Origin of the sequence: Streptomyces bicolor (assembly GCF_000719285.1) — a bacterium.
Taxonomy (GTDB): domain Bacteria; phylum Actinomycetota; class Actinomycetes; order Streptomycetales; family Streptomycetaceae; genus Streptomyces; species Streptomyces bicolor.
In genome coordinates, this window is the sequence record NZ_JOFS01000003.1 from 229,304 (window position 1) to 252,585 (window position 23,282).

Sequence of the window (23,282 nt, forward strand, 5' to 3'; positions counted from 1 at the left end):
CCCCTATCCTGCCCCGTCGCCCCCGAACAGGGCGAGGGCGGTGTTCACCAGGCCGATGTGACTGAAGGCCTGCGGGAAGTTGCCCAGCTGGCGGTCGGCGAGGGGGTCGTACTCCTCGGACAGCAGGCCCACATCGTTGGCGAGGCCCACCAGCCGGTCGAACAGCTCATGGGCCTCCTGCGTACGCCCCGTCATCTGCAGCGCCTCCGCCAGCCAGAACGAGCAGGCCAGGAACGTGCCCTCGCTGCCCGGCAGCCCGTCGACGGTCGTACCGTCCACGCTGTAGCGGCGCAGGAAGCCGTCGTGGCTGAGCTCGGCGCAGATCGCGTCGATGGTGCCGATCACGCGCGGGTCGTCGGGCGGCAGGAAGCCGACGCGGGGGATGAGCAGCAGCGCGGCGTCCAGTTCACGGGAGCCGTAGGACTGGGTGAAGGTGTTGCGCTCGGCGTCGTAGCCCTTCTCGCACACCTCGCGGTGCACCTCGTCGCGGAACTCCCGCCAGCCGTCGAGGTCGCCCTCCAGCTGCGGGTTCTTCTCCAGGGTGCGCACCGCCCGGTCCGCGGCCACCCACACCATCACCTTCGAGTGCACGAACTGCCGTCGGCCGCCGCGCACCTCCCACAGGCCCTCGTCCGGCCGGCGCCACTGCGTGCGCAGCCACTCCATGAGTGAGGACTGGATCGCCCACATGTGCGGCTTGATGGGCAGTCCCGCTTCCCGGGCCAGTGCCAGCGTGTCCATGACCTCGCCGTACACGTCCAACTGCAGTTGTTTCACCGCCTCGTTGCCGATGCGTACGGGAACGGAGCCGGCGAAGCCGGACAGCCACGGCAACTCGAGCTCGGGCAGGCGCCGCTCGCCCGCCAGGCCGTACATGATCTGCAGGTCGGCCGGGTCACCGGCGACGGCGCGCACCAGCCAGTTGCGCCAGGCCTCGGCCTCCTCGCGGTAGCCCGCCGACAGTCCCACGTTCAGCAGGAGGGTGGAGTCGCGCAGCCAGCAGTGGCGGTAGTCCCAGTTGCGGACACCGCCCAGTTCCTCGGGGAGCGAGGTGGTGGGGGCGGCGACGATGCCGCCGGTCGGCCGGTAGGTGAGGGCCTTGAGGGTGATCAGGGAGCGGACGACGGCGTCGCGGTACGGGCCGTCGTAGTGACAGCGCCCCGCCCACTTCCGCCAGTCGCGGACGCTGGCGCGCAGCGCCTTGTACGGGTCGACGAGCGGCGGGCGCGGCTCGTGCGAGGGGTGCCAGGTGAGGACGAACGCGACCTGCTCGCCCTCTTCGACCGTGAACTCCGAGTGCGTGCCGAAGTTCTCGCCCCAGGTGTGCACCGGGGGTTCGCTGCGCAGCCAGACCGAGTCCGGGCCGGCGACGGCCACCCGGTGGCCGCGGGACTTGCGCACCCAGGGGACGACCGAGCCGTAGTCGAAGCGGATCCGCAGGCTGCTGCGCACCGTGACCCGGCCGCTCAGTCCCTGCACGATGCGCACCAGGTCGGGGGCGCGGTCGCGTTGGGGCATCAGGTCGGTGACGCGGATCGCGCCCTCGGCGGTCTCCCACTCGGTGTCCAGCACCAGGGTGTCCGGGCGGTAGGCGCGGCGGGTGCAGGGGCCTTTCGTGTGCTTGGGGGCGATGCGCCAGTGGCCATTGTCCTTGTCGCCGAGGAGTTTGGCGAAGCAGGCGGCCGAGTCGAAGCGGGGCAGACACAGCCAGTCGACGGAGCCGTCCCTGCCGACCAGGGCGGCCGTCTGCTCGTCGCCGATGAGGGCGTAGTCCTCGATGCGCGGGTGCACGCAAGTGCGGGTTCCCCCAGGGGCGGTGGGCCAATCCGGGGTTGGGGCAGGGGAGTGATGGGGGAGACGGTGGGTCCGCAAGAGCGATGTGTCTGGGGTGGACCGGAGGGCAGCGCGTCAGGGGTTGGGTCCGGGGAGTGGGTCGCCCGCCGCGGAACCGGGGCCGGAGAAGATGACGCCGGGATCCGCCGGGGCCTGGTTGAGGACCCACAGCCCGATCAGCGTGGCCAGGGCGAACACGACCATGACGAGGACGGCGAGGACGAGCCGGCGCCGGCGTTCCCGGCGCAGCCACTCGCCGCGTGCCGTGCGATAGGCGTCGGGCGCCGCCCGCACGCCGTCGGCGAGGGCGGAGAGCGCCTCGCGCAGCTCCCGCTCCGTGCGGTCCGGACCGGTGCCACGCGACCCGGTCACATCTCGATGCGTCATCGCCGGGCCTCCATCGCCTGGGTCAGGGCGGCCAGGCCGCGTGCCGTATGGGTCTTGACGGAGCCGCAGGAGATGCCCATCGCCGCGGCGATCTCGCTCTCCTTCAGCCCGAGCCAGTGCCGCAGCACCAGCGCCTCGCGCTGGCGGGCCGGCAGTTGCTGGAGCGCGTCGATCAGGACGCGCTGGTCGTCGCGGAGGAGCGCGGTGCTCTCGGCGGAGGCGACGAGTTCGTCCGGCGTCGGCTTCTCGACGTGCTTGCGGGCCACTTGGAGGTGCCGTATCCGCATCCGCGTCAGATTGCAGACGGTGGAGCGCAGATACGCCTCCGCCGCCTCGGCGTCCCGCAGTCGCCGCCACTTCCGGTAGATCTGGTAGTAGGCCTCGGCGACCACGTTCTCCGGGTCGTCGGCGCCGAGCAGGACGGCGAGGCGCAGCATCGAGGAGTAGTGCAGCTCGAACAGGCGGGCCAGACCGGCCTCGCGCTCCAGGTCCGCCGGGTCGCTCACCGCGGGGGTGAGCGCAGCGGCCGGCACCGCGGCAGCTCCGCTCTCGCGTCTCAGGTGCTGTCTCACGGGTTGTTCGCTCCCGTCTCGGGGCGCCGCCTGACGCTCAGGCGTGACGGCAGGTCGGTGAGGTCGGCGCCGCGTGGGACGCCGAGGCGTTCGAGCACCGCGGTCCCGGCCACGGCGACGGTCAGATTGAGGAGCAGGGCGGCGATCCCGGCGTAGATCTCCGGGCCGGAGCCGATCGGCACGATCGACGAGAACCCTTCCCGTACGACCATGAAGGTCCCCGCCACCATGCCCACGCCCCACCCGGCGAGCAGCGCCCGCGGATGCAGCCGCCCGGTGAACAGGCCCACCGCGACGGCCGGGAAGATCTGCAGGATCCAGACCCCGCCGAGCAGCTGGAGGTTGATGGCGTCCTGGTCGCGCAGCCCGAACACGAACGCCACCGCACCCACCTTCGCCGTCAGCGACACCGCTTTGGCGATGCGCACCTGCCGCTTGGGCGTGGCCGTCGGATGGACGTACTCGACGTACACATTGCGTACGAAGCTGGTGGCGGCCGCGATCGACATCACCGCCGCCGGGACCAGCGCCCCCACGGTGATCGCCCCGAACACCAGCCCGGCAAGCGGCGCCGGCATCAGCCGGTCGACCAGCATCGGTACGGCCGCCTCGGCGCCGCCGTCGGGCGCGCGGACGCCCGTCGCGAGGGCCGCGATGCCGAGGAAGCCGAACAGGGCGAGCAGCCCGGTCCAGGCGGGCAGCGCCACGGACACCTTGCGCAGCGTCTGCGGGCCGTCGGCGGCGAACCCGGCGGTGAGCACATGCGGGTACATCAGCAGGGCGAGCGCGGAGCCGAAGGCGAGGGTCGCGTAGGCGGGCTGCTGCTCGGGGGTGAGGAGCAGCGCCGGGCCGCCGAGGCGCTCGGCCGCTCCGTCGAAGACGGCACCGGGGCCGCCGAGCCGGTCGAGGACCAGCCAGGTCACCGCGGTCAGCGAGACGAAGACGGCGACGGCCTTGAGGGCGGAGATGACGGTGGGTGCGCGCAGCCCGTGCCGGTAGGTCGCGACGGCCAGCCCCGCGAACAGCGCCACCATCACCAGATCACCGGCGGCGCCCCGCGGATACACGCCCCCGGCCGCCAGCACCGCGCGTATGCCGAGCAGCTGCAGTGCGAGATACGGCATCGTCGCGAGGATCCCGGTCAGCGCGACCACGAGGGCCAGCGGCGCCGAGCCGTACCGGCCGCGCACGAAGTCGGCCGCCGTGACATAGCCGTGCCGACGGGCCACGGTCCACAGCCGGGTCAGCAGCACGAAGGCGAGCGGGCAGACGATCACCGTGTACGGCACCGCGAAGAAGGCGGGGGCGCCGTTGCCGTAGGCCAGTCCCGGTATGGCGGCGAAGGTGTACGCGGTGAAGATCGTGCCGCCGAGCAGCAGCCAGGTCCACACCGGGCCGAGGCTGCGGTCGGCCAGCGCCCAGCCCTCCAGGGACGGCAGCCGGTCGCTCGGGTGCAGACGCCGCGCGGTGACGGCGAGCAGCGACGCCCCACCGATCACGGCGAGGAACGTCGCGGTCATGGCGCCGTCGGCCATGGGTCACCGTCCTTGGTGTGCCTGTGCTGCCCTCGCGCGTAAGTTGCGCGAGCTGTCGGATCGGAGGACACGGAACCGGCGGGAAATTTCCTGGAAATTCGCTGTCAACCGGTCTCGGGGGGTGGGCAACTCTTGCACAGACCGACAGCGAGCGGGAGAGGAGAGCAGTTCATGGCACAGACCGGTCATCACCGGCTACGGCGCGTCGCGATCGCCGTACTGCTTCTCGCGCCCGCCGCGGGCCTGCTGTGGGTCCCCTGGTACGCCGGTGCCGAGCCGCGGCTGGCCGGGACGCCGTTCTTCTACTGGTACCAGCTCGCCTGGGTGCCGGGGTGCGGCCTCTGCCTGCTCGCGGCGTACGCGCTGACGGACCGACATCGACGTCGACATCGCGATCGCTGAGCCGTACTGCCCTTTCTGCTTCACCCCTGCTTGCCCACCTGTTCAGGTCAGGAGCCGCCATGCCCACATCAGCCATGCCCGAATCCGGTCGCTCGGCGCCGGAAAAATCACGAATGTCGGCGAAGTCGGTGGCGATATGGAGCGCCGTCGCCCTGGTAGGTGCCCTCGGCTGGGCCGTGCTCGCCCTGTCCCGGGGCGAGGAGATCTCGGCCGTCTGGCTGGTCGTGGCGGCCCTCGGCTCGTATGCGATCGCCTACCGCTTCTACTCGCGGTTCATCGCCCGGCGGGTCCTCCAGGTCGACGACAGCCGTGCCACCCCGGCCGAACGCCTCGAGGACGGCGTCGACTACCACCCCACCGACAAGCGGGTGCTGTTCGGCCACCACTTCGCGGCGATCGCCGGCGCGGGACCGCTGGTCGGCCCGGTCCTGGCCGCGCAGATGGGCTATCTGCCCGGCACGGTCTGGATCATCGCGGGCGTGATCTTCGCCGGCGCGGTGCAGGACATGATCGTCCTGTTCCTCTCCATGCGCCGGGACGGCAAGAGCCTGGGGCAGATGGCCCGGGACGAGATCGGCAAGGTGGGCGGTGCCGCCGCGCTGATCGGCGTCTTCGCGATCATGATCATCCTGCTCGCGGTTCTCGCGATGGTCGTCGTCAACGCGCTGGCGGAGTCCGCGTGGGGCACCTTCTCGGTCTCCATGACCATCCCGATCGCCCTCTTCATGGGCTTCTACATGCGCTATCTGCGCCCCGGCCGGGTCGTGGAAACGAGCCTCATCGGCGTCGCCCTGCTGCTGCTCGCCATCCTCGGCGGCGGCTGGATCCAGGACTCCTCGCTCGCCGAGTACTTCGTCTGGAGCCCGGAGACCCTGGTCTTCTGCCTGGTCGGCTATGGCTTCTTCGCCTCGGTGCTGCCGGTGTGGATGCTGCTGGCGCCCCGTGACTACCTCTCGACCTTCATGAAGGTCGGCACCATCGCCCTGATGGCCGTCGGCGTGGTCATCGCCGCCCCGAACCTCAAGGCCGAGTCGGTGACCGACTTCGCCTCGACCGGCGCCGGACCGGTGTTCGCCGGTTCCCTCTTCCCCTTCCTCTTCATCACCATCGCCTGCGGCGCCCTGTCCGGTTTCCACGCCCTGGTCTCCTCCGGTACGACCCCGAAGCTGATCCAGAAGGAGTCCCAGGTCCGCCTGATCGGCTACGGCTCCATGCTCACGGAGTCCTTCGTCGCCGTGATGGCCCTGATCGCCGCCTGCGTGCTCGAACCCGGCCTGTTCTACGCCATGAACTCCCCGGCCGCGCTGCTCGGCCCGACCGTGGACACCGCCGCCGAGGCGGTGAAGAACCTCGGCTTCACCATCACCCCGGACCAGCTCACGGCGGCGGCCAAGGCGGTCGAGGAGGAGACACTGGTGGGCCGCTCCGGCGGGGCGCCCACGCTGGCCGTCGGCATGTCGGAGATCTTCGCCGGGGTGTTCGGCGGCGCCGGGATGAAGGCCTTCTGGTACCACTTCGCGATCATGTTCGAGGCGCTGTTCATCCTCACCACGGTGGACGCCGGCACCCGCGTCGGCCGCTTCATGCTCCAGGACATGCTCGGTAACGTCTGGAAGCCGATCGGCCGCGTCACCTGGAAGCCGGGCATCTGGATCACCAGCGCCCTGGTCGTCGGCGCCTGGGGCTACTTCCTCTACGCCGGTGTCACCGACCCCCTGGGCGGCATCAAGCAGCTCTTCCCGCTGTTCGGCATCGCCAACCAGCTCCTGGCCGCCGTGGCGCTGGCCGTCACCACCACCGTGCTGATCAAGTCCGGCAGGCTGCGCTGGGCCTGGGTCACCGGCATCCCGCTGGCCTGGGACGTGGCCGTCACCTTCACCGCCGGCTGGCAGAAGATCTTCTCGGACAACCCGGCGATCGGCTTCTTCGCCCTGCGCGACAAGTACGCGCACGCCATCGAGGACGGCCAGCTGCTGCCGGGCGCCACGGACATGGACGACATGCACACCATCGTGCTCAACAACACGGTCGACGGTGTGCTCATGGCGATCTTCCTGCTGCTGGTCCTCACCGTCCTGGTCAACTGCGCGGTGGTGTGCGTCCGCGCCGTCCGGGCCGGGGCTCCGCTGCCGACGACCGAGGCGCCGTACGTCGAGTCGCGTATCGACGTGCCGGAGCAGCGCGACTCCGAGCCGCTGGTGGGGGCGGGTTCATGAGGACCGTCCGCAAGGTGCTCGGGGTGGTGCGCTGGTACGCCCGGGAGGTGACCGGCGAGGCCGAGTACGACCGCTACTGCGAGCGCCACCGGCGCCGTCACCCCCAGGCCCCCGTACCGACCCGGCGGGAGTACGACGTACTGCGCACCCTGCGCCAGGAGGAGCACCCGCAGAGCCGCTGCTGCTGACGCGGTTGACGTTCCGCACACCCAACTGCCACTCCATGCCAGAGGGCGGCTGCGGGTGGTTCGTGGTTGCTCGCGCAGTTCCCCGCGCAGTTCCCCGCGCCCCTCAGGTACGTGCAGCGGACGTACCCAAGGGGCGCGGGGCCGTATCGACATGCGGCTCCGCCGCGTGGGCGCGACCAGCCCCCGACCATCCGCACCCGCCCGAAGACAGAACCCACCCACGGCGAGACACAGATGCTGAGACGCAGCTCCCTCCTGATCCGCCCCGAACTCGACGACGACCCCCTGCACAGGACCCTGCGCGAACTCCGGCCCACCCAGCAGCTCCACGGCCTCGGCGCCGGCCGTTCCAGCCCCGCATGGGAACCCGTGGCCGCACTGCTGCACACCACAGGACGCGACTGGGACCGCCGTACCCACCGGGTCTCCGTCCTCGCCCGGGGCCTACCGGCCGCGGTCGCCGAGAGATGGGCCACCGACCGCCCCGACGACGGCGACGCGCTCGTCCTGCGCGCCTACGTTCAGTCGGCCCGCGCCCCGGCCGAGGGGCACGACGCGGTCCGCCGCGCCGAGCAGCTGTGTCTGCGCGCCGCCGCGGCCTGCCCGGAGGATCCGACCCCCTGGCTGGCGCTGCTGTCCCTGATGCACTCCTGCGCCGTGCCGGTGCAGGACGCCGTGCCCGTGTGGACCCAGGCCGTCAACCGCGCCCCCTGGCATCGGACGGCCTACCACCTGATGCTGCGCTACCTGTCCCCGCGCGGGCACGGCGCGGTTCCCGACATGATGGACTTCGCCTGGCAGGTCGCCTTCCAGGCACCGCACGGCTCACCGATCGCCCTGCTGCCGGTGGCGGCCCGCGTGGAACTCGTCGCCCACCGCCAGGAGCAGCACGGCCTCGCCGCACTCGGCGTGAGCGGTCACTGGACCGAACCCCGGGCGGTACGGGAGATCGACACGGCCCTCTCCCGCTGGTTCCACACGTCCGCCGCCCCGCACGCCGAAGCCGTCACCGACCTCAACGTCCTCGCCTTCGCCCTGACCCGCGCCCACCGCCCGGCCGAGGCGGCCCCGGCGTTCCGGCGCATCGGCCGCCACATGACCCGCCACCCCTGGGACCTGCTGCCCGAGCCGGAACGCACGTTCCGCTACTGGCGGGACCAGCTGACCGGCCGCCGGACGTGAGAGCGACCCCTTGGCCGGCCCCGCTATACCCGCTATACCGGAGCCGGCGTCGTCTCCGTCTCCTCCGGCGCAGCCGCCTGCGCCCGTTCCCGGGCCTCGCGGCGGGCCAGGATGAACCAGCCGACGGGGACGCCCGCCGCGAACAGCCACCACTGGATGGCGTACGCGTAGTTCAGCGGAGCGTTCTCGTCACCGGGCTTCCCGATCAGCTCAGGTGTGTCGCCCTTCGGCTCGGGCGCCGTCTGCACGACGTAGCCGCCCAGCACCTGGGCGTCCAGCCGCCGCGCCTCCTGCTCGCTGTTGATCAGCATGACCTGCCGGTCGGGAAGGCCCTCGAGGTTCTTGATGCCGCTGGCCTCGGTCGTCTCGTCGGGCATCAGCCGCCCGGTGACGCTGATCCGGCCGCTCGGCGGCCCGGGGATCTTCGGGAAGGCCGTCTGGCTCGGCCCGTCGGCGGGGATCCAGCCGCGGTTGACCAGCAGCACCTTGCCGTCCGTCAGGACGAAGGGGGTCAGGACGTGGAAGCCGACCTCCTCGTCCGCGTTGACGCGCCGCCGGACGACGACTTCCCGGTCGGTGTCGAACCGCCCCTCCGCGGTCACGGTGCGGTACCGCTGCTTCGAGGTGACGGTGTGTCCCGGGGACGTCAGCTCCTCCACGGGCACCGGCTTCGCGCCCAGCGCGTCGGCGACCAGCTGGTTGCGGGCGCTGCGCTCCTCGTAGCGGTGCATCTGCCAGATGCCCAGCCTGATCATCGTGGGGATGAGAAGCAGGGCGACCAGCGTGAGGATCACCCACTGCCGGGACAACAGGAAGCGGTACACCCCACGACCGTACAACTCGGTCGTGGGGTGCTTTCAGGCGGGTACCGGGTCACACCTTGTCGACGATCCCCACCTTTCCCTCCTGGCGGGCGCAGTGGGCGCCGCAGTACCAGTGGCCCTCGACCTCGACGCCCTGCCCGATGATCTGGACACGGCAGTGCTCGCAGATGGGTGCCATGCGGTGGATCGCACAGGAGAAGCAGTCGAAGACGTGCACCGCGCCCTGCGCGTGCACCTCGAAGGTCATGCCGTAGTCGTTTCCGCATACTTCACATGTCGCCATGCGCCACAGGGTGAGCCGTCACCGCGGCCCGGGCGAGAGGGCTCCGGGCGAGTCGCGCGGCAATCACCCGTCCGTACGGTCACTGCTCCGACGCGGGTTCCACATCCCTGAGGAGTTGCCCGAAGGCCGCCTCGTCGATCACCGGCGTACCGTACTGCCGGGCCTTGACCACCTTCGAGGTGCCCGCGTCCGGGTCGTTCGTGACGAGCAGGCTGGTCAGCCGGGACAGGCTCGTCGACACATGCAGCCCGGCCTCGACCGCGCGGTCCTCCAGCAGGTCCCGCTCGACCGACGTGTCTCCGGAGAAGGCGACCCGCATGCCCTGCTTGAGCCTTTTGCCCTCTTCGTAGCGGCCCGGGTTGGGATAGGGGCAGGCGGGCCTCTTGCGGGACGGCCGCCAACTGGTCGGGCGGTAGCCGCCGGAGCCGTTGTAGCCGGCGTATCCACCCGCCTGCTGCCCGATCCGGGGCGTGGCGGTGTCCCGCCACTCGGTCAGCGGCCGGCACTCCTGCAGCGGCAGCCGCACGCTGTCCGCCGCCGCGGCCCGCAGGCTCGGTCGGAACGCCTCCGCCAGCACGCGCGCGTCGTCGAGCGCGTGGTGCGCGCGCTGCTGTACGACGCCGAAGTGCGCGGCCAGCGACTCCAGCTTGTGGTTGGGCAGCGGCAGGCCCAGCTCCTTGGACAGCGCGATGGTGCACAGCCGCTGCCGTACCGGCGCCTGCCGCTCCGCGCGCGCGTACTCCCGCGCGATCATCTGCCAGTCGAAGACGGCGTTGTGCGCGACGAGCACCCGGCCGTCGAGGCGGGCCGAGAACTCCTCGGCGATGTCCGTGAAGAGGGGCGCCGACTCGAGCACCTCGCTCGTCAGACCGTGGATCCAGACCGGGCCCGGATCGCGCTCGGGGTTGACCAGCGTGTACCAGTGGTCCTCGACCTCGCCGCGTGCGTCCAGCCGGTAGACGGCCGCGGAGATTATCCGGTCCTCCCGGGCCAGGCCGGTGGTCTCCACGTCAACGACCGCGTATCCCTGGGGATACGCGGCCGGCCACACTGTCGGGGAGGACGCCGCGGTCGTCGTACGGTCTTCGAGCATGGTCACTGAGGATACGGGCCGCCACTGACAGTCCTGACCGTCAGGTGCCTTGCCACGCCCGCCCGTTCGAGCGCGGCGAACGCACACGCGTCAACCGGTCGTCGCCCACGCCGTGTTGCCGCACTCCGGTGACCGCGGTGCCCCAACGTGAGCGTCGGTACGTCCCGGATGTCCCCCGTGGTGCGATCCTCCGCATGTGACCGGACCAACGCATGACGAAGCCCACGGTGGTGCGCTGGGCGAGCGGCTGAACTGGCTGCGGGCGGCCGTCCTCGGGGCGAACGACGGCATCGTGTCGACCGCGGGACTCGTAGTCGGCGTGGCCGGCGCGACGGACGACCGCTCGGCGCTGCTCACGGCCGGGCTGGCCGGGCTGCTCGCCGGGTCGATGTCGATGGCGGCGGGGGAGTACGTCTCGGTGTCCACGCAGCGTGACTCGGAGAAGGCCGCGCTGGCCGTGGAGAGACGGGAGTTGCGGGAGCGGCCCGAGGCGGAACTGGAGGAGCTGACGGAACTGCTGGAGCGACGGGGGCTGTCCCGGGAGGTCGCCCGGGAGGCGGCCGTGCAGTTGACGGAACGGGACGCGCTGAAGGCACACGCGCGCGTGGAGCTCGGTATCGACCCGGACCGGCTGACCAACCCGTGGCACGCGGCGTGGGCGAGCTTCGTGGCGTTCACGGCCGGGGCGCTGCTGCCGCTGCTCGCGATGGTGCTGCCGCCCGCGGACCGGCGGCTGGCGGTCACCGTCGTCTCCGTGCTGGCCGCCCTCGCCCTGACCGGCTGGAGCAGCGCCCGCCTGGGCGCCGCCGCCCCGGCCCGCGCGGTGCTGCGCAATGTGGCGGGCGGCGCGCTGGCCATGGGGGTCACCTACGCGGCCGGGTCGCTGCTGGACGTGGCCGGGGTGTAGCGGCGGCCTGCCGCCGGTGGGCGCCGATATTGCCGCGCGGTTCTCCCAGGCCACTGGCACACTCGGAGCCCTCGAAGCGCGCCGGGCGCCGACAGCGACGTACGGTGGGGTGCGCGCTCGACCACCCCACTCCAGCGCACGTACGACAACAGACGAGAAGGACCCTCGCCATGCGCGCCACCACCATCCACGCCCCCTTCGACATGCGCGTGGAGGACGTGCCCGACCCGGTGGTGCGGCAGCCCACCGACGCCGTGATCCGGGTGCTGCGCGCCTGCATCTGCGGCAGCGACCTGTGGGCGTACCGGGGCGAGGCGGCCCGGGAGCCGGGTCAGCGGATCGGCCACGAGTTCCTCGGCGTCGTCGAGGAGACCGGCTCCGAGGTCACGGGCGTCGCGCGGGGTGACCTCGTGGTCGTGCCCTTCATGTGGTCGGACGGCGTCTGCGACTACTGTCGCGAGGGTCTCACCACCTCCTGCGAACACGGCGGCTTCTGGGGCACCGTCGGCTCGGACGGCGGCCAGGGCGAGGCAGTACGCGTTCCCTTCGCCGACGCCACCCTCGTCCGGCTTCCCAAGGACGCGGCCGGCGACGACCGCCTGCTGTCCGCCCTGCTGACCCTGTCCGACGTCATGGGCACCGGCCACCACGCCGCCCTCGGAGCCGGAGCCCGCCCGGGCGCCACGGTCGCCGTCGTCGGGGACGGTGCCGTCGGCCTGTGCGCGGTGCTCGCCGCCAAGCGGCTCGGCGCGGAGCGGATCATCGCGCTGGGCCGCCACCAGGTCCGTACGGACATCGCGCGCCGCTTCGGCGCCACCGACGTCGTCGCCGAGCGCGGGGACGCGGCCGTCGAGGCCGTACGCGAACTCACGCGCGGGCAGGGCGCCCACGCCGTCGTCGAGGCCGTCGGTACCGAGCAGTCGATGCGTACGGCGGTCGGGATCGCCCGCGACGGCGGCACCGTCGGCTGGGTCGGTGTGCCGCACGGCAGCGGCACGGGTCTCGACCTCGGCGTCCTGTTCGACCGCAACATCGCGCTGCGCGGAGGAGTCGCGCCGGTCCGCACGTACATCCCGGAGCTGCTGCCCGACGTCCTGGACGGCACCATCGACCCGTCGCCCGTCTTCGACATGACCGTCGGCCTGGAGGACGTCCCCGCCGGCTACAAGGCGATGGACGAGCGCACCGCGCTCAAGGTCCTGGTCACCAACCGAGGCCGGGGAGAAGCCGGCTGAGGGCCAGTCGACCGACGCCGGGGAGAAGCCGGCCACGGGACCGACGGGCTCACCAGCGGATCGGTACCGGCAGCGCCGTCAGCAGCCCCGACAGCGCGACCACCACTCCCAGGGCGACGACCTCCGCGCGTGCGGGAGAGCAGGCGGTCAGCGGGTCGGTCGCGCGGCGCAGCCGGGCCCGGGCCCACAGGGCGAGCGCGGCCACGGCCACCACCAGGAGCACCTTGGCCAGCAGTGCACGCCCGTACGCCGTGTCCGTCACCTGCCCGAGGACGGTGTCCGACGGCATCCTGCGCAGCGAACTCCCCACCCCCGTCGCCGTGATGGCGGCGAGCAGTACGGCCGCCACGCGCGCGTAAAGGCCGAGCAGGGCCGCACCCGCGCGCGCGGCACTCCATCCGCGCAGGGTTCGCAGCGCGTACAGCAGCCCGCCGACCCAGAGTGACGCGCAGGTGAGGTGCACGAGCGTCAGGCCGGAGCCCAGCAGCGGGCTGTGCTCGGTCGTGGGGTGGGCGCGCAGGGCCTCGGCGACCACGACCGCGGCCAGTGGCCAGACCTGGCCGGTCGGCCGGCGCGAGAGGGCGCACAGCCCGGCCACGGCGAAGGCGTTGACCTCCAGCAGCGCCAGCTTGCCGTCACGCGACGCGTACAGGCCGCCGATGTCGAGGTCGGCGGGGCTGTCCGGCACGAGGTTGCCCGTGGAGACGACCGAGGCGAGGCCGAGGGCGGCGACGAAACCGGCGGCGGCCGCGTACGGCGCCCAGCTGCTGGGCAGTGCGGGGGGAGCGCCGGGCACGGACCTGGCCAGCCGGCTCACGAACAGCTCGCCCAGCGGGACGCACAGCGCCGCGAACAGCACCGTGCGCAGCAGTGCGATCCCACCGGTGCCGGGCGCGGCGGCCTCCCCGGTGCCGTGCAGCGCGGCCGACGGTCCGAGCAGCGGGATCAGCGCCGCCAGCCCCACCAGGACGAGAACGGCGACGGCGGGGCCGACGCCGGGGCGCGGTCTCGGCGCACTCCCGTCGGACGCGGCGGGGGAGGGTTCGGTCAATGTCACCTCATGATCTTCACAAAACATCACAGATTCGGGCAAGTGCCGGAAAACAAGTGGTGGTGCGGCATTCCGCCTAGGGGTACGGCTCGGGCGGCTCAAGCCCGACACGAACCCCCGGTCCTCACCCGCCCCACCCCGCCGTATCCGCGCCCCAACCCCCCGGCGGCCGCGCCCAGTCGAGGGGACCGCCCGCGAACGACACCGGTGACCGGGCGTACCGCAGCCGCCCCAGTGCGCTGTCCCGTTCGGTGAGCCAGGCGTCGGGTGACTCGTACGTCGCGTCCCCCTCCGGGCCCGGCCGGATGCCGTTCGTCAGCCACTGTGCCGTGCGCGCCAGGGCCGACCGTACGCACTGGCCGTACCCCCGCTCCCGCCGCTCGGTCAGGGCCCGCAGTACGGCCGCCGCCAGCAGATACCCCGTCCCGTGGTCGAGGGCCTGCGCGGGCAGCGCGCCGGGACGTCCGGCAGGTCCGTCAGCCCCGGCTCCCTCGATCGCGGCGATCCCGGTGGCGACCTGGACGAGGCTGTCGAACCCGCGCCGCTCGCGCCACGGGCCGTACGCCCCCCATGCCGACAACTGCGCCACGACCAGACCGGGCCGCCGCTCGGCCAGCTCCCGTGCCGAGAGCCCGAGCCTGTCGAGGGCGCCCGGCCGGTACCCGGTGACGACGACGTCCGCCGACTCGAGCAGCTCCTCGAAGGCGCGCCGGTCGGCTGCCAGGTCCAGGGTCGCCGAGCGCTTCCCGAAGCCCGTGTCGGCGTGCTGGTCGGGCAGTTCGGGCAGCTGCGGGGCGTCCAGGCGCAGTACGTCCGCGCCGAGCAGCGCGAGCGTGCGGGTGGCGACGGGGCCCGCGATGACCCGTGTCAGGTCCAGGACGCGTACGCCGGCGGCGGGCAGCAGGGGAGTGCCGTCGAGAGGCGGGAGTACGCGCGCGGGTGCCGTGTCGAGTCGTTCGCGCTCGACCAGCGGCCGCAGGGCCACCGCGGCAGCCTGTTCGTGCGCCGACCACTCCTTGGGCGTACGCAGGGCCACGGCCAGCCCGCCGGCCGCGTACACGGACTCCTCGACCTCGTGCGAGGACCGCTCGGCGAGCGCCGCGGCCACCGCGTCCGGATCCTCCTCCGGCACACCCAGCGCGGCCAGCAGCCGGGCCCGGTGGTGCGGATAGTTCGCATGCGTCCGCACCCAGCCGTCCGCCGTCCGCCAGAACCGCGACAGCGGTGCGAAGTTGACCGGCGCTCGCCCGTCGACCAGCAGATGCCGTTCACTCACGAACGCCGTGGCGACCGCCCCGTCGTCCAGCCGCACCTCGGGCACCTCGGCGAGCCCGGCCCGCCGCGCCCCCAGCTCGGCCGCGGCCAGCGCGCACGCCCCCACGCACGCGCGTGCCAACTCCCGCACGGGCAGGCGCGCTTCGAGAGCACCACGCCGGGGGACGAGCGACACGCGCGCGAGGAGCGCGGGATCGCCGCCCAGGGCGGACCAGGCGTACTCCAGGCTTGTCGTAGGGGCACTGGCTGCGTCTGTCGTGGGGCCGTTGTGTGTCATGACGCCACTATGCGCCGGAAAGGATGCGCCGGGCTCCTGGAGCGTGCCGTAGGGGAAAGGCGCGTGACGCCCCGCCGGCCGCCCCGACCTCGGAAGCGGACGCGCCTTCCCTGACTCCGGCGAACGGGAACTCTCAGAACCGCGCCGTCACTCGACCGCCTCCAGCGCGTCGACGATGCCGAACCCGTAGAAGCCGTTGAACAGTTCGCCGCCCTCGCACACCGCGTCCTGCTTGCCGTCGCCGTCCTGGTCGTACGACTCGGGACAGCCCGGGTTGTCCGCCTGGGCCTTCAGCAGCCCCTGGAGCTGGGCCGGGGTCGCCTTCGGGTACCGCGACTTCAGCAGCGCGGCCACGCCCGCCGCGTGCGGGGAGGCCATCGACGTGCCCTGCAGGAAGCCGTACTGGCCGTCCGGGAGGGTGGACAGGATGCGGCCGTTCTTCGACGGGGTGTCGGGGATCTGGTAGCGGCGGTCGCCGCCCGGGGCCGCGATGTCGATGACGCCGTAACCGTAGGTGGAGTAGTAGGACTTGAGGTTCTGTACGCCTGTCGCGGCGACCGTCACGACGCCCGGCAGCTGCGTCGGCACGTCGAAGCACGCGTGCGGGTCGACCGTGCGCGTGACCGGGGTCGAGTCGTCGGGGCTGCTGGCGTCGACGATCGCGTCGGAGGCCAGGTCGTGGTTGGAGTTGCCGGCCGAGGCGAGGTTGAGGGTGCCCTTGTTCCGGGCGTACAGCTGGGCCCGGTTGACCGCGTCGACGATCGCCCGCTGGTCCGGGTCGTCCAGGCAGTTGTAGAGCCACGGGTCGACGTAGTAGCTGTTGTTCGTGATCTCGACGCCGTGGTCGGCGGCGAACACGAAGGCGCACACCACGCTTTCCGGGTAGTAGAGGCCGTTGACCGGGTCGCTCACCTTGATGGCGGAGACCTTGACGCCGGGCGCGACGCCCGCGATGCCGATCCCGTTGCGGGGCGCCGCGATCTCACCGGCCACGTGCGTGCCGTGGGCGTCGGCGGTGGTGTACGGCCGCCAGGCGCCCGCGCTGGTGTCCGCCCTGCCGCCGGCGCAGTTCGCCGACTGGGCGGCGGAGAAGTTCGGCGCGAGGTCCGGGTGGGTGTCGTCGACGCCGTTGTCGATGACGGCGACGGTCACCCTGGCACTGCCCGGCTCGATGTCCGCGGCCCGGTCGGCGCCGATCGCGCGCAGGTTCCACTGGTCGGCCTCGAGGGGCTCGCCGTCACCCACCGCCGCGGACGCGCTCGCGGTCCTCGCGGCCTGCCGCTTCGTGAGTGGCTGGACGGGGCCCTCGTCCGTCGCCCCGGCGGCGGTCAGGGGCGCCGTACGTGTGGCGCCCGCCGAGCGCACGCCGTGCACCGCTCGCATCGCCTTGGCGAAGTCGGGGTTCGCCGAGTGGACGACGATCACGCCGATCTTCTCGTACGCGATCACGACGGTGCCGCCCTTCGCGGCGATCTCCTTCTTCACGGACTCGATCGTGCGGCGGTCCGTCCGGGTGTTGACGACATACGCCAGGTTGGGCGCGCCCGTGGCATCCGTGGCCCGCACTCCGGGCTCCGCGAACGGCGCGGCGGAGGCCGCCGTCGGCAGGAAGCCGAGCGAGGCGGTCAGCGACAGGGCGAGCGATGCGGCGAGGCCGAGTCGGCGTCTGGACCGCAGATGAGTCATGGGATCTCCACATCATCCGGAACGGCAACCGCCCGGAGCGCGGATGGGCGCCCGGGCAGGTACATGACGAGTGGTGCAGGAGCGAAGCTAACCCCGAACCTCCTGGCCAGCAATCGCTGGCCCGGGTGACTTCGGAAAAGAGCCATCGGAGTTGAACCGGTCCTCGCGTGGCGCCGTGACCTTGTGAAGGGGGCGCGAGCAGGATCGAGCCCTCTGTCGGATCACGCGCCGGGGCCCTAACATCGCCACCCGGCTCAAGTGATCCACGTCACCGCTAGGAACAGAGCCGCCATGCCCGTACCCGATTCGTCCCCAACCCCCCAACCGTCCCCGTCCATCGTCGCAACAGCGCCCGCAACGCGAGGAGACTCCGTGGCTACCGACGCACCGCCCCCCTCGAAAGAGCAACACAAACTCCCCTCCACCGAGGAGTTCGCCGAGGTGCAGCAGAGTGCGGAGTTCGGTGAACTGCGCCGCTCCTACCGCTCCTTCGCCTTTCCGCTGACCGTCGCCTTCATCGTCTGGTACCTGCTGTACGTCCTGCTGTCCAACTACGCGGGCGACTTCATGGGCACCAAGCTGTTCGGCAACATCAACATCGCGTTCGTCTTCGGTATCGCCCAGTTCGTCACCACGTTCCTCATCGCCTGGTGGTACGCGCGTCACGCCGGCGCCAAGCTCGACCCCAAGGCCGAGGCCATCAAGACCCGTATGGAGGGCGGCGCATGAGCCCCGCGATTGCCCAGGTCCAGCTCGCGGCCAACGAGGCCAGCGAGCACCGGCCGTTGATCATCTCCCTGTTCGCCGCGTTCGTGATCGCGACGCTCTTCATCACCGTGTGGGCGGGCCGGCAGACCAAGGACGCCGCCGACTTCTACGCGGGCGGCCGGTCGTTCAGCGCCTTCCAGAACGGCCTCGCCGTCTCCGGCGACTACATGTCCGCCGCGTCGTTCCTCGGCATCGCGGGCGCCATCGCCCTCTTCGGCTACGACGGCTTCCTGTACTCCATCGGCTTCCTGGTCGCCTGGCTGGTCGCCCTGCTCCTGGTGGCCGAGCCGCTGCGGAACTCCGGCCGCTACACGATGGGTGACGTGCTCGCGTACCGCATGCGCCAGCGCCCGGTCCGCACCGCGGCCGGCACCTCCACGATCGTCGTGTCGATCTTCTACCTGCTCGCCCAGATGGCGGGCGCCGGCGTCCTCGTCTCGCTGCTGCTCGGCATCACCACCGACGCCGGCAAGATCCTCATCGTCGCCCTCGTCGGCGTCCTGATGATCGTGTACGTCTCCATCGGCGGCATGAAGGGCACCACCTGGGTCCAGATGGTCAAGGCCGTGCTGCTCATCGGCGGCACCCTCCTGATCACCTTCCTGGTGCTGCTGAAGTTCAACTTCAACATCTCCGACCTGCTCGGCAAGGCCGCCGAGAACAGCGGCAAGGGCGCCGCCTTCCTGGAGCCCGGCCTCCAGTACGGCGCGACCGGCCTCTCCAAGCTGGACTTCATCTCCCTCGGCATCGCCCTGGTCCTCGGCACCGCCGGCCTGCCGCACATCCTGATCCGCTTCTACACGGTGCCCAACGCCAAGGCCGCCCGGAAGTCCGTGAACTGGGCGATCGGCATCATCGGCGGCTTCTACCTGATGACCATCGCGCTCGGCTTCGGCGCGGCCGCGCTGATCTCCCAGGAGGAGATCATCGCGTCCAACCCGTCCGGCAACACGGCGGCACCACTGCTCGCCCTGCACCTGGGCGGCGTCGACTCGGCCTGGGGCGCGATCCTGCTCGCCACCATCTCGGCCGTCGCCTTCGCGACCATCCTCGCGGTCGTCGCCGGCCTCACCCTGGCATCGTCCTCGTCGTTCGCCCACGACATCTACGCGAACGTCATCAGGAAGGGCCAGGCCACCGAGAAGGAGGAGGTCCGGGCCGCCCGCCTCGCCACCATCGGCATCGGCGCCGTCTCCATCCTGCTGGGCGCCCTCGCCCGCGACCTGAACGTCGCCGGCCTGGTCGCCCTGGCCTTCGCGGTCGCGGCCTCGGCCAACCTGCCGACGATCCTCTACAGCCTGTTCTGGAAGCGGTTCACCACGCAGGGTGCGCTGTGGTCGATCTACGGCGGTCTGATCGTCGCCGTCGGCCTGGTGCTGTTCTCGCCGGTCGTCTCCGGTGATCCGAAGGCGATGTTCCCGGACGTCGACTTCGCCTGGTTCCCGCTGAAGAACCCGGGCATCATCTCCATCCCGTTCGGCTTCCTCATGGGCTGGCTCGGCACGGTCCTGTCCAAGGAAGAGCCGGACGCCGGCAAGTACGCGGAGCTGGAGGTCCGGTCCCTGACCGGCACCGGCGCCCACTGAGCATCGCCCCTGAGCGGCCGCGTCGTAGGTCTCTACGACGCGGCCGCGTCTTACGTCGTGGGATCGGGCCTGTGTCACTGTCCGTGCGGTCACGTAGGCTCGCAGGTGACGGAAGTTGAATCTGGTCGTGACCAGGGAGGGGGCCCACGTGCTCATCGACACCTACGGCCGAGTGGCCACCGACCTGAGGGTCTCGCTGACCGACCGCTGCAACCTGCGGTGCACCTACTGCATGCCCGAGGAAGGCCTGCAATGGCTGGCCAAGCCGGACCTGCTCACGGACGACGAGATCGTCCGCCTGATCGACATCGCGGTCACCTCCCTCGGCATCGAGGAGGTCCGCTTCACCGGCGGCGAGCCCCTGCTGCGCCCCGGCCTGGTCGGCATAGTCGAGCGGGTCGCCGCCCTCGACCCCCGCCCCCAGATGTCGCTGACCACCAACGGCATCGGCCTCAAGCGCACGGCACCCGCCCTGAAGGCGGCCGGCCTGGACCGGGTCAACGTCTCCCTGGACACCCTGCGCCCCGACGTCTTCAAGACCCTCACCCGCCGCGACCGCCACAAGGACGTCATCGAGGGCCTGCACGCCGCCCGCGAGGCGGGCCTGACCCCGGTCAAGGTCAACTCGGTCCTGATGCCGGGCCTCAACGACGACGAGGCCCCCGACCTCCTCGCCTGGGCCGTGGAGCACGACTACGAACTGCGCTTCATCGAGCAGATGCCCCTGGACGCCCAGCACGGCTGGAAGCGCGACGGCATGATCACCGCCGGAGACATCCTGACCTCCCTGCGCACCCGCTTCGAGCTCACCGAGGAGGGCGCGGAGAAGCGCGGCTCGGCCCCGGCGGAGCGCTGGCTGGTGAACGGCGGCCCCCACGTGGTCGGCGTCATCGCCTCGGTCACCCGCCCGTTCTGCTCAGCCTGCGACCGCACCCGCCTGACAGCCGACGGCCAGGTCCGCACGTGCCTGTTCGCCCGCGAGGAAACCGACCTGCGCGCGGCGTTGCGCTCCGGCGCCCCGGACGAGGAGATCGCCCGCATCTGGCGGCTGGCGATGTGGGGCAAGAAGGCGGGAGCGGGCTTGGACGATCCGTCATTCGTCCAGCCGGACAGGCCGATGTCCGCTATCGGCGGGTAAGGGCAAGGCCTCTAAGGGGCGCGGGGAACTGCGCGACCAGCCACGATGGCGCCGCACACGCCATACAAACGCGTACATCCCGGACCGATGGTGCGCCCTCAAACTCCCGGAGTTTCCCACTCCTCCAGCAGCACGACGTCCTTCAGGAACCCCCGCACCCCGAGGAACTGCGACAAATGCTCGCGATGCTCCTCACAGGCAAGCCACGTCTTCCGCCGCTCCGGCGTATGAATCTTCGGGTTGTTCCACGCCAGCACCCACACGGCGTCGGCACGGCAGCCCTTGGCAGAACAGATAGGTGTGTCACTCACAGATTCGTCTCACCGTTGGCGTTGCAGAAACGTCGCACACAAAAGGCGACGCCGAGCAGCCACGGGGGGAGCTGCCCGGCGTCGGTCCGTCGCTCCGACGGGGGATGCGGAGCGTCCACGAAGTATGTCACGGGTAACCCGTCCCCCGGCACCGGAACAGCACTATTGATCTGAGCTTTTCCTGAGCTTGGCGCGGAGTCGACTCACGGAGACTTCCGGAGGACCCCACTCCGCAGGGTCACACCCCGTCGCCCGCTTTGCTTTGTGCGCCCGGCGCGGAGTCGTCCGCGACATCTTCCGGGACGGATTCCGCGGAGCCGTCATTCGTCCGGGGCGGCGTGAGCATGGGCCGCGTCGGCGCCACCACGAACGTCGACGGCAGGGACGGCGCGTTCTCCCGCCCCGCGTTGGCGATCACCACCGCGATGTACGGCAGGATCAACCCGAGCACCAACGCCACGATCGCGACGTGCCGTTCGACGTTCCACAGCGAGGCGGCGAGGATCACCGACACCGTACGGACCGACATCGAGATGACGTACCGGCGCTGCCGGGCGCGCACATCGTCCTGGAGACCTGCCCGTGCCCCGGTGATCCGGAACACCTGAGCGTTACCGCCGGCATGCAGCTTCCGCATCAGATTCCACCATCCGCCCGCATCGGACTCTCCCCCTGCCCGTACCCGTCCGCCCCCGGTCGGGGACCCGGGCCAGGACACCTCCCACGGTACGCCCCGTCTCCGCCGCCTACGAGACCGGGGCCCCTGCCACCTGGGGGAACGCCGTCGGCCGTAACACGTACGGCGGTACCCGGCATGCGGCGTACCGCCGCCGGACCAAGACTGGGCATGAGGCTCACCCCGAGTCGTAGGAGGAGGAAGCCATGGGCTGGTTGTGGGCGATCATCGTGGGATTCGTGCTGGGTCTGCTGGCCAAGGCGCTCATCCCGGGCAAGCAGCACAGCCCCCTCTGGCTGACCACCATCTTCGGCATGCTGGGCGCGATCGTCGGTAACGCCGTCGCCCGTGGGTTCGGCGTCGAGTCGACCCGCGGCATCGACTGGAGCCGGCACATCTTCCAGATCGTCGCGGCGGTGATCATCGTGTACGCGGGGGACATGCTGTACATGGCGACGCTGGGAAAGCGAAAGCAGCGCACCTGAAGCCGATCATGGCGAGGGGGCGGCCTCCTTTCCGGGAAGCCGCCCCCTCGCCGTGCGTACGTCCGCTCAGGCGCCCGTGACCTCGACAGCCGCCAGGTTCTTCTTTCCGCGCCGCAGCACCAGCCACCGCCCGTGCAGCAGCTCCTCCTTCGCGGGCACCGCGTCCTCGGAGGCGACCTTGACGTTGTTCACGTAGGCCCCGCCCTCCTTCACGGTCCGTCGCGCGGCGGACTTGCTGGCCACGAGACCGACCTCCGCGAAGAGGTCGACGACCGGACCGAGCTGCTCGACCTGGATGTGCGGCACCTCGGAGAGGGCCGCCGCAAGCGTCCGGTCGTCCAGCTCCGTCAGCTCGCCCTGCCCGAAGAGGGCCTTGGACGCGGCGATCACGGCGGCCGTCTGGTCGGCGCCGTGCACCAGCGTCGTCAGCTCCTCGGCCAGCGCACGCTGCGCGGCCCGCGCCTGGGGGCGCTCCTCGGTCTGCTTCTCAAGCTCCTCCAGCTCCGCACGGGGCTTGAAGGAGAGGATGCGCATGTAGGTCGAGATGTCCCGGTCGTCCGCGTTCAGCCAGAACTGGTAGAACGCGTACGGCGTCGTCATCTCCGGGTCGAGCCAGACGGCACCGCCCTCGGTCTTGCCGAACTTGGTGCCGTCCGCCTTGGTCATCAGCGGGGTCGCCAGAGCGTGCACCTGGGCGTGCGGCTCCAGCTTGTGGATCAGGTCCAGACCCGCCGTGAGGTTGCCCCACTGGTCGCTGCCGCCCTGCTGGAGCGTGCAGCCGTGCCGCCGGTACAGCTCCAGGAAGTCCATGCCCTGCAGCAGCTGGTAGCTGAACTCCGTGTAGCTGATGCCCTCTTCGGACTGCAGCCGGCGGGCGACCGAGTCCTTGGTGAGCATCTTGTTGACACGGAAGTGCTTGCCGATGTCCCGCAGGAACTCGATGGCCGACATCCCGGCCGTCCAGTCCAGGTTGTTCACCATCGTCGCGGCGTTGTCGCCCTCGAAGGAGAGGAACGGCTCGATCTGCGCACGCAGCCGGTTCACCCAGTTCGCGACCGTCTCCGGGTCGTTCAGCGTGCGCTCGGCCGTCGGGCGCGGGTCGCCGATCTGGCCCGTGGCACCGCCGACCAGCGCAAGCGGGCGCAGACCCGCCTGCTGCAGGCGCCGCATGGTGAGGACCTGGACCAGGTGGCCGACGTGCAGGCTGGCCGCGGTCGGGTCGAAACCGCAATAGAACGTGACGGGACCGTCCGCGAGCGCCTTGCGCAATGCGTCCTCGTCAGTGGACAGGGCGATCACGCCGCGCCACTTCAGCTCGTCGACGATGTCCGTCACGGTTCTCGTGTCTCCTTGATGATCTCGGGCAGTCGGG

The 23,282-nt window shown here is 71.3% G+C and carries 23 protein-coding genes; 10 read left to right on the plus strand and 13 right to left on the minus strand.

Translation table 11 applies throughout. The features are described 5' to 3' along the window. Positions 1–3: 3 nt before the first annotated feature. From IF78_RS0104955 to IF78_RS0104970, 4 genes are all read right to left on the minus strand, one after another. Complete coding sequence (locus tag IF78_RS0104955; RefSeq protein WP_031477267.1) at positions 4–1,791, minus strand: glycoside hydrolase family 15 protein; 1,788 nt, start codon at positions 1,789–1,791, stop codon at positions 4–6. Positions 1,792–1,908: 117 nt separating this feature from the next. Further along, a complete protein-coding gene (locus tag IF78_RS0104960) occupies positions 1,909–2,220 on the minus strand; it encodes a hypothetical protein (RefSeq protein WP_031477266.1) in 312 nt (103 codons plus the stop codon). Next, the gene (locus IF78_RS0104965) at positions 2,217–2,753 is read right to left on the minus strand and encodes a sigma-70 family RNA polymerase sigma factor (RefSeq protein ID WP_234439731.1); all 537 of its coding nucleotides are present in this window, start codon (positions 2,751–2,753) and stop codon (positions 2,217–2,219) included. Before IF78_RS0104965 ends, IF78_RS0104960 begins: the two co-directional genes overlap by 4 nt. Positions 2,754–2,788: 35 nt before the next feature. After that, positions 2,789–4,327, minus strand: coding sequence for a sodium:solute symporter family protein (locus IF78_RS0104970; protein WP_031477264.1), 1,539 nt, complete (start codon positions 4,325–4,327; stop codon positions 2,789–2,791). Positions 4,328–4,498: 171 nt separating this feature from the next. Here IF78_RS0104970 and IF78_RS0104975 point away from each other — a divergent pair, with 171 nt between their 5' ends. The 4 genes from IF78_RS0104975 to IF78_RS0104990 all read left to right on the plus strand — a co-directional run bounded on the left by IF78_RS0104975 (position 4,499) and on the right by IF78_RS0104990 (position 8,315). Further along, entirely contained in the window at positions 4,499–4,729 is a 231-nt protein-coding gene (locus tag IF78_RS0104975; RefSeq protein WP_031477263.1) for a DUF3311 domain-containing protein, read from the plus strand. Positions 4,730–4,788: 59 nt separating this feature from the next. Next, positions 4,789–6,945 (plus strand): carbon starvation CstA family protein, encoded by a 2,157-nt coding sequence (locus IF78_RS0104980; RefSeq protein ID WP_031477262.1) that lies wholly within the window; start codon positions 4,789–4,791, stop codon positions 6,943–6,945. Continuing rightward, positions 6,942–7,133, plus strand: coding sequence for a YbdD/YjiX family protein (locus IF78_RS0104985; protein WP_031477261.1), 192 nt, complete (start codon positions 6,942–6,944; stop codon positions 7,131–7,133). The genes IF78_RS0104980 and IF78_RS0104985 overlap by 4 nt, the downstream gene beginning before the upstream one ends. A 234-nt stretch (positions 7,134–7,367) precedes the next feature. After that, positions 7,368–8,315: a hypothetical protein gene (locus tag IF78_RS0104990; protein ID WP_031477260.1), complete on the plus strand. Its 948-nt coding sequence runs from the start codon at positions 7,368–7,370 to the stop codon at positions 8,313–8,315. 32 nt (positions 8,316–8,347) lie between these two features. On the opposite strand, the gene IF78_RS0104995 is transcribed toward IF78_RS0104990, so the two are convergent. The 3 genes from IF78_RS0104995 to IF78_RS0105005 form a co-directional block, all read right to left on the minus strand. Continuing rightward, positions 8,348–9,139, minus strand: coding sequence for an SURF1 family cytochrome oxidase biogenesis protein (locus IF78_RS0104995; RefSeq protein ID WP_031477259.1), 792 nt, complete (start codon positions 9,137–9,139; stop codon positions 8,348–8,350). A gap of 49 nt (positions 9,140–9,188) precedes the next feature. Continuing rightward, positions 9,189–9,422 carry a hypothetical protein gene (locus IF78_RS0105000; RefSeq protein ID WP_078662307.1) on the minus strand — a complete coding sequence of 78 codons (234 nt, stop codon included), beginning with the start codon at positions 9,420–9,422 and terminating at the stop codon, positions 9,189–9,191. 79 nt (positions 9,423–9,501) lie between these two features. Beyond that, complete coding sequence (locus IF78_RS0105005; protein WP_031477257.1) at positions 9,502–10,515, minus strand: DEDDh family exonuclease; 1,014 nt, start codon at positions 10,513–10,515, stop codon at positions 9,502–9,504. 196 nt (positions 10,516–10,711) lie between these two features. On the opposite strand from IF78_RS0105005, the gene IF78_RS0105010 reads away from it, so the two are divergent. After that, the gene (locus IF78_RS0105010; protein ID WP_031477256.1) at positions 10,712–11,422 is read left to right on the plus strand and encodes a VIT1/CCC1 transporter family protein; all 711 of its coding nucleotides are present in this window, start codon (positions 10,712–10,714) and stop codon (positions 11,420–11,422) included. 170 nt (positions 11,423–11,592) lie between these two features. After that, positions 11,593–12,657 carry a zinc-dependent alcohol dehydrogenase family protein gene (locus tag IF78_RS0105015; protein WP_031477255.1) on the plus strand — a complete coding sequence of 355 codons (1,065 nt, stop codon included), beginning with the start codon at positions 11,593–11,595 and terminating at the stop codon, positions 12,655–12,657. Between the two features lie 49 nt (positions 12,658–12,706). On the opposite strand, the gene IF78_RS0105020 is transcribed toward IF78_RS0105015, so the two are convergent. The 3 genes from IF78_RS0105020 to IF78_RS0105030 all read right to left on the minus strand — a co-directional run bounded on the left by IF78_RS0105020 (position 12,707) and on the right by IF78_RS0105030 (position 16,946). Further along, positions 12,707–13,714: a CopD family protein gene (locus IF78_RS0105020; RefSeq protein ID WP_031477254.1), complete on the minus strand. Its 1,008-nt coding sequence runs from the start codon at positions 13,712–13,714 to the stop codon at positions 12,707–12,709. Positions 13,715–13,832: 118 nt separating this feature from the next. Then, positions 13,833–15,260, minus strand: coding sequence for a CoA transferase (locus IF78_RS0105025; RefSeq protein ID WP_031477253.1), 1,428 nt, complete (start codon positions 15,258–15,260; stop codon positions 13,833–13,835). 147 nt (positions 15,261–15,407) lie between these two features. Continuing rightward, a complete protein-coding gene (locus IF78_RS0105030; RefSeq protein ID WP_031477252.1) occupies positions 15,408–16,946 on the minus strand; it encodes a S8 family peptidase in 1,539 nt (512 codons plus the stop codon). Positions 16,947–17,318: 372 nt separating this feature from the next. Here IF78_RS0105030 and IF78_RS0105035 point away from each other — a divergent pair, with 372 nt between their 5' ends. The 3 genes from IF78_RS0105035 (at position 17,319) to moaA (ending at position 20,438) form a co-directional block, all read left to right on the plus strand. Next, complete coding sequence (locus IF78_RS0105035) at positions 17,319–17,675, plus strand: DUF485 domain-containing protein (protein ID WP_031477251.1); 357 nt, start codon at positions 17,319–17,321, stop codon at positions 17,673–17,675. Next, entirely contained in the window at positions 17,672–19,300 is a 1,629-nt protein-coding gene (locus IF78_RS0105040; protein ID WP_031477250.1) for a solute symporter family protein, read from the plus strand. The genes IF78_RS0105035 and IF78_RS0105040 overlap by 4 nt, the downstream gene beginning before the upstream one ends. A 148-nt stretch (positions 19,301–19,448) precedes the next feature. Further along, positions 19,449–20,438 (plus strand): GTP 3',8-cyclase MoaA, encoded by a 990-nt coding sequence (gene moaA, locus IF78_RS0105045; protein ID WP_031477249.1) that lies wholly within the window; start codon positions 19,449–19,451, stop codon positions 20,436–20,438. Between the two features lie 98 nt (positions 20,439–20,536). On the opposite strand, the gene IF78_RS0105050 is transcribed toward moaA, so the two are convergent. Next, entirely contained in the window at positions 20,537–20,749 is a 213-nt protein-coding gene (locus tag IF78_RS0105050; protein WP_031498045.1) for a hypothetical protein, read from the minus strand. 238 nt (positions 20,750–20,987) lie between these two features. Next, entirely contained in the window at positions 20,988–21,386 is a 399-nt protein-coding gene (locus IF78_RS0105055; protein WP_031477248.1) for a DUF3099 domain-containing protein, read from the minus strand. A gap of 245 nt (positions 21,387–21,631) precedes the next feature. On the opposite strand from IF78_RS0105055, the gene IF78_RS0105060 reads away from it, so the two are divergent. After that, positions 21,632–21,910 carry a GlsB/YeaQ/YmgE family stress response membrane protein gene (locus IF78_RS0105060; RefSeq protein ID WP_031477247.1) on the plus strand — a complete coding sequence of 93 codons (279 nt, stop codon included), beginning with the start codon at positions 21,632–21,634 and terminating at the stop codon, positions 21,908–21,910. Positions 21,911–21,976: 66 nt separating this feature from the next. On the opposite strand, the gene tyrS is transcribed toward IF78_RS0105060, so the two are convergent. After that, entirely contained in the window at positions 21,977–23,245 is a 1,269-nt protein-coding gene (gene tyrS, locus IF78_RS0105065; RefSeq protein WP_031477246.1) for a tyrosine--tRNA ligase, read from the minus strand. Positions 23,246–23,282 lie beyond the last annotated feature (37 nt).

Excerpts from the sequence above, each read along its gene's own strand:
- IF78_RS0104960 (WP_031477266.1), bottom strand. The coding sequence starts at position 2,220 with ATGACGCATCGAGATGTGACCGGGTCGCGTGGCACCGGTCCGGACCGC.
- IF78_RS0104970 (WP_031477264.1), bottom strand. The coding sequence starts at position 4,327 with ATGGCCGACGGCGCCATGACCGCGACGTTCCTCGCCGTGATCGGTGGG.
- IF78_RS0104975 (WP_031477263.1), top strand. The coding sequence starts at position 4,499 with ATGGCACAGACCGGTCATCACCGGCTACGGCGCGTCGCGATCGCCGTA.
- IF78_RS0104980 (WP_031477262.1), top strand. The coding sequence starts at position 4,789 with ATGCCCACATCAGCCATGCCCGAATCCGGTCGCTCGGCGCCGGAAAAA.
- IF78_RS0104985 (WP_031477261.1), top strand. The coding sequence starts at position 6,942 with ATGAGGACCGTCCGCAAGGTGCTCGGGGTGGTGCGCTGGTACGCCCGG.
- IF78_RS0104990 (WP_031477260.1), top strand. The coding sequence starts at position 7,368 with ATGCTGAGACGCAGCTCCCTCCTGATCCGCCCCGAACTCGACGACGAC.
- IF78_RS0105000 (WP_078662307.1), bottom strand. The coding sequence starts at position 9,422 with ATGGCGACATGTGAAGTATGCGGAAACGACTACGGCATGACCTTCGAG.
- IF78_RS0105005 (WP_031477257.1), bottom strand. The coding sequence starts at position 10,515 with ATGCTCGAAGACCGTACGACGACCGCGGCGTCCTCCCCGACAGTGTGG.
- IF78_RS0105015 (WP_031477255.1), top strand. The coding sequence starts at position 11,593 with ATGCGCGCCACCACCATCCACGCCCCCTTCGACATGCGCGTGGAGGAC.
- IF78_RS0105025 (WP_031477253.1), bottom strand. The coding sequence starts at position 15,260 with ATGACACACAACGGCCCCACGACAGACGCAGCCAGTGCCCCTACGACA.
- IF78_RS0105030 (WP_031477252.1), bottom strand. The coding sequence starts at position 16,946 with ATGACTCATCTGCGGTCCAGACGCCGACTCGGCCTCGCCGCATCGCTC.
- IF78_RS0105040 (WP_031477250.1), top strand. The coding sequence starts at position 17,672 with ATGAGCCCCGCGATTGCCCAGGTCCAGCTCGCGGCCAACGAGGCCAGC.
- IF78_RS0105055 (WP_031477248.1), bottom strand. The coding sequence starts at position 21,386 with ATGCGGAAGCTGCATGCCGGCGGTAACGCTCAGGTGTTCCGGATCACC.
- IF78_RS0105060 (WP_031477247.1), top strand. The coding sequence starts at position 21,632 with ATGGGCTGGTTGTGGGCGATCATCGTGGGATTCGTGCTGGGTCTGCTG.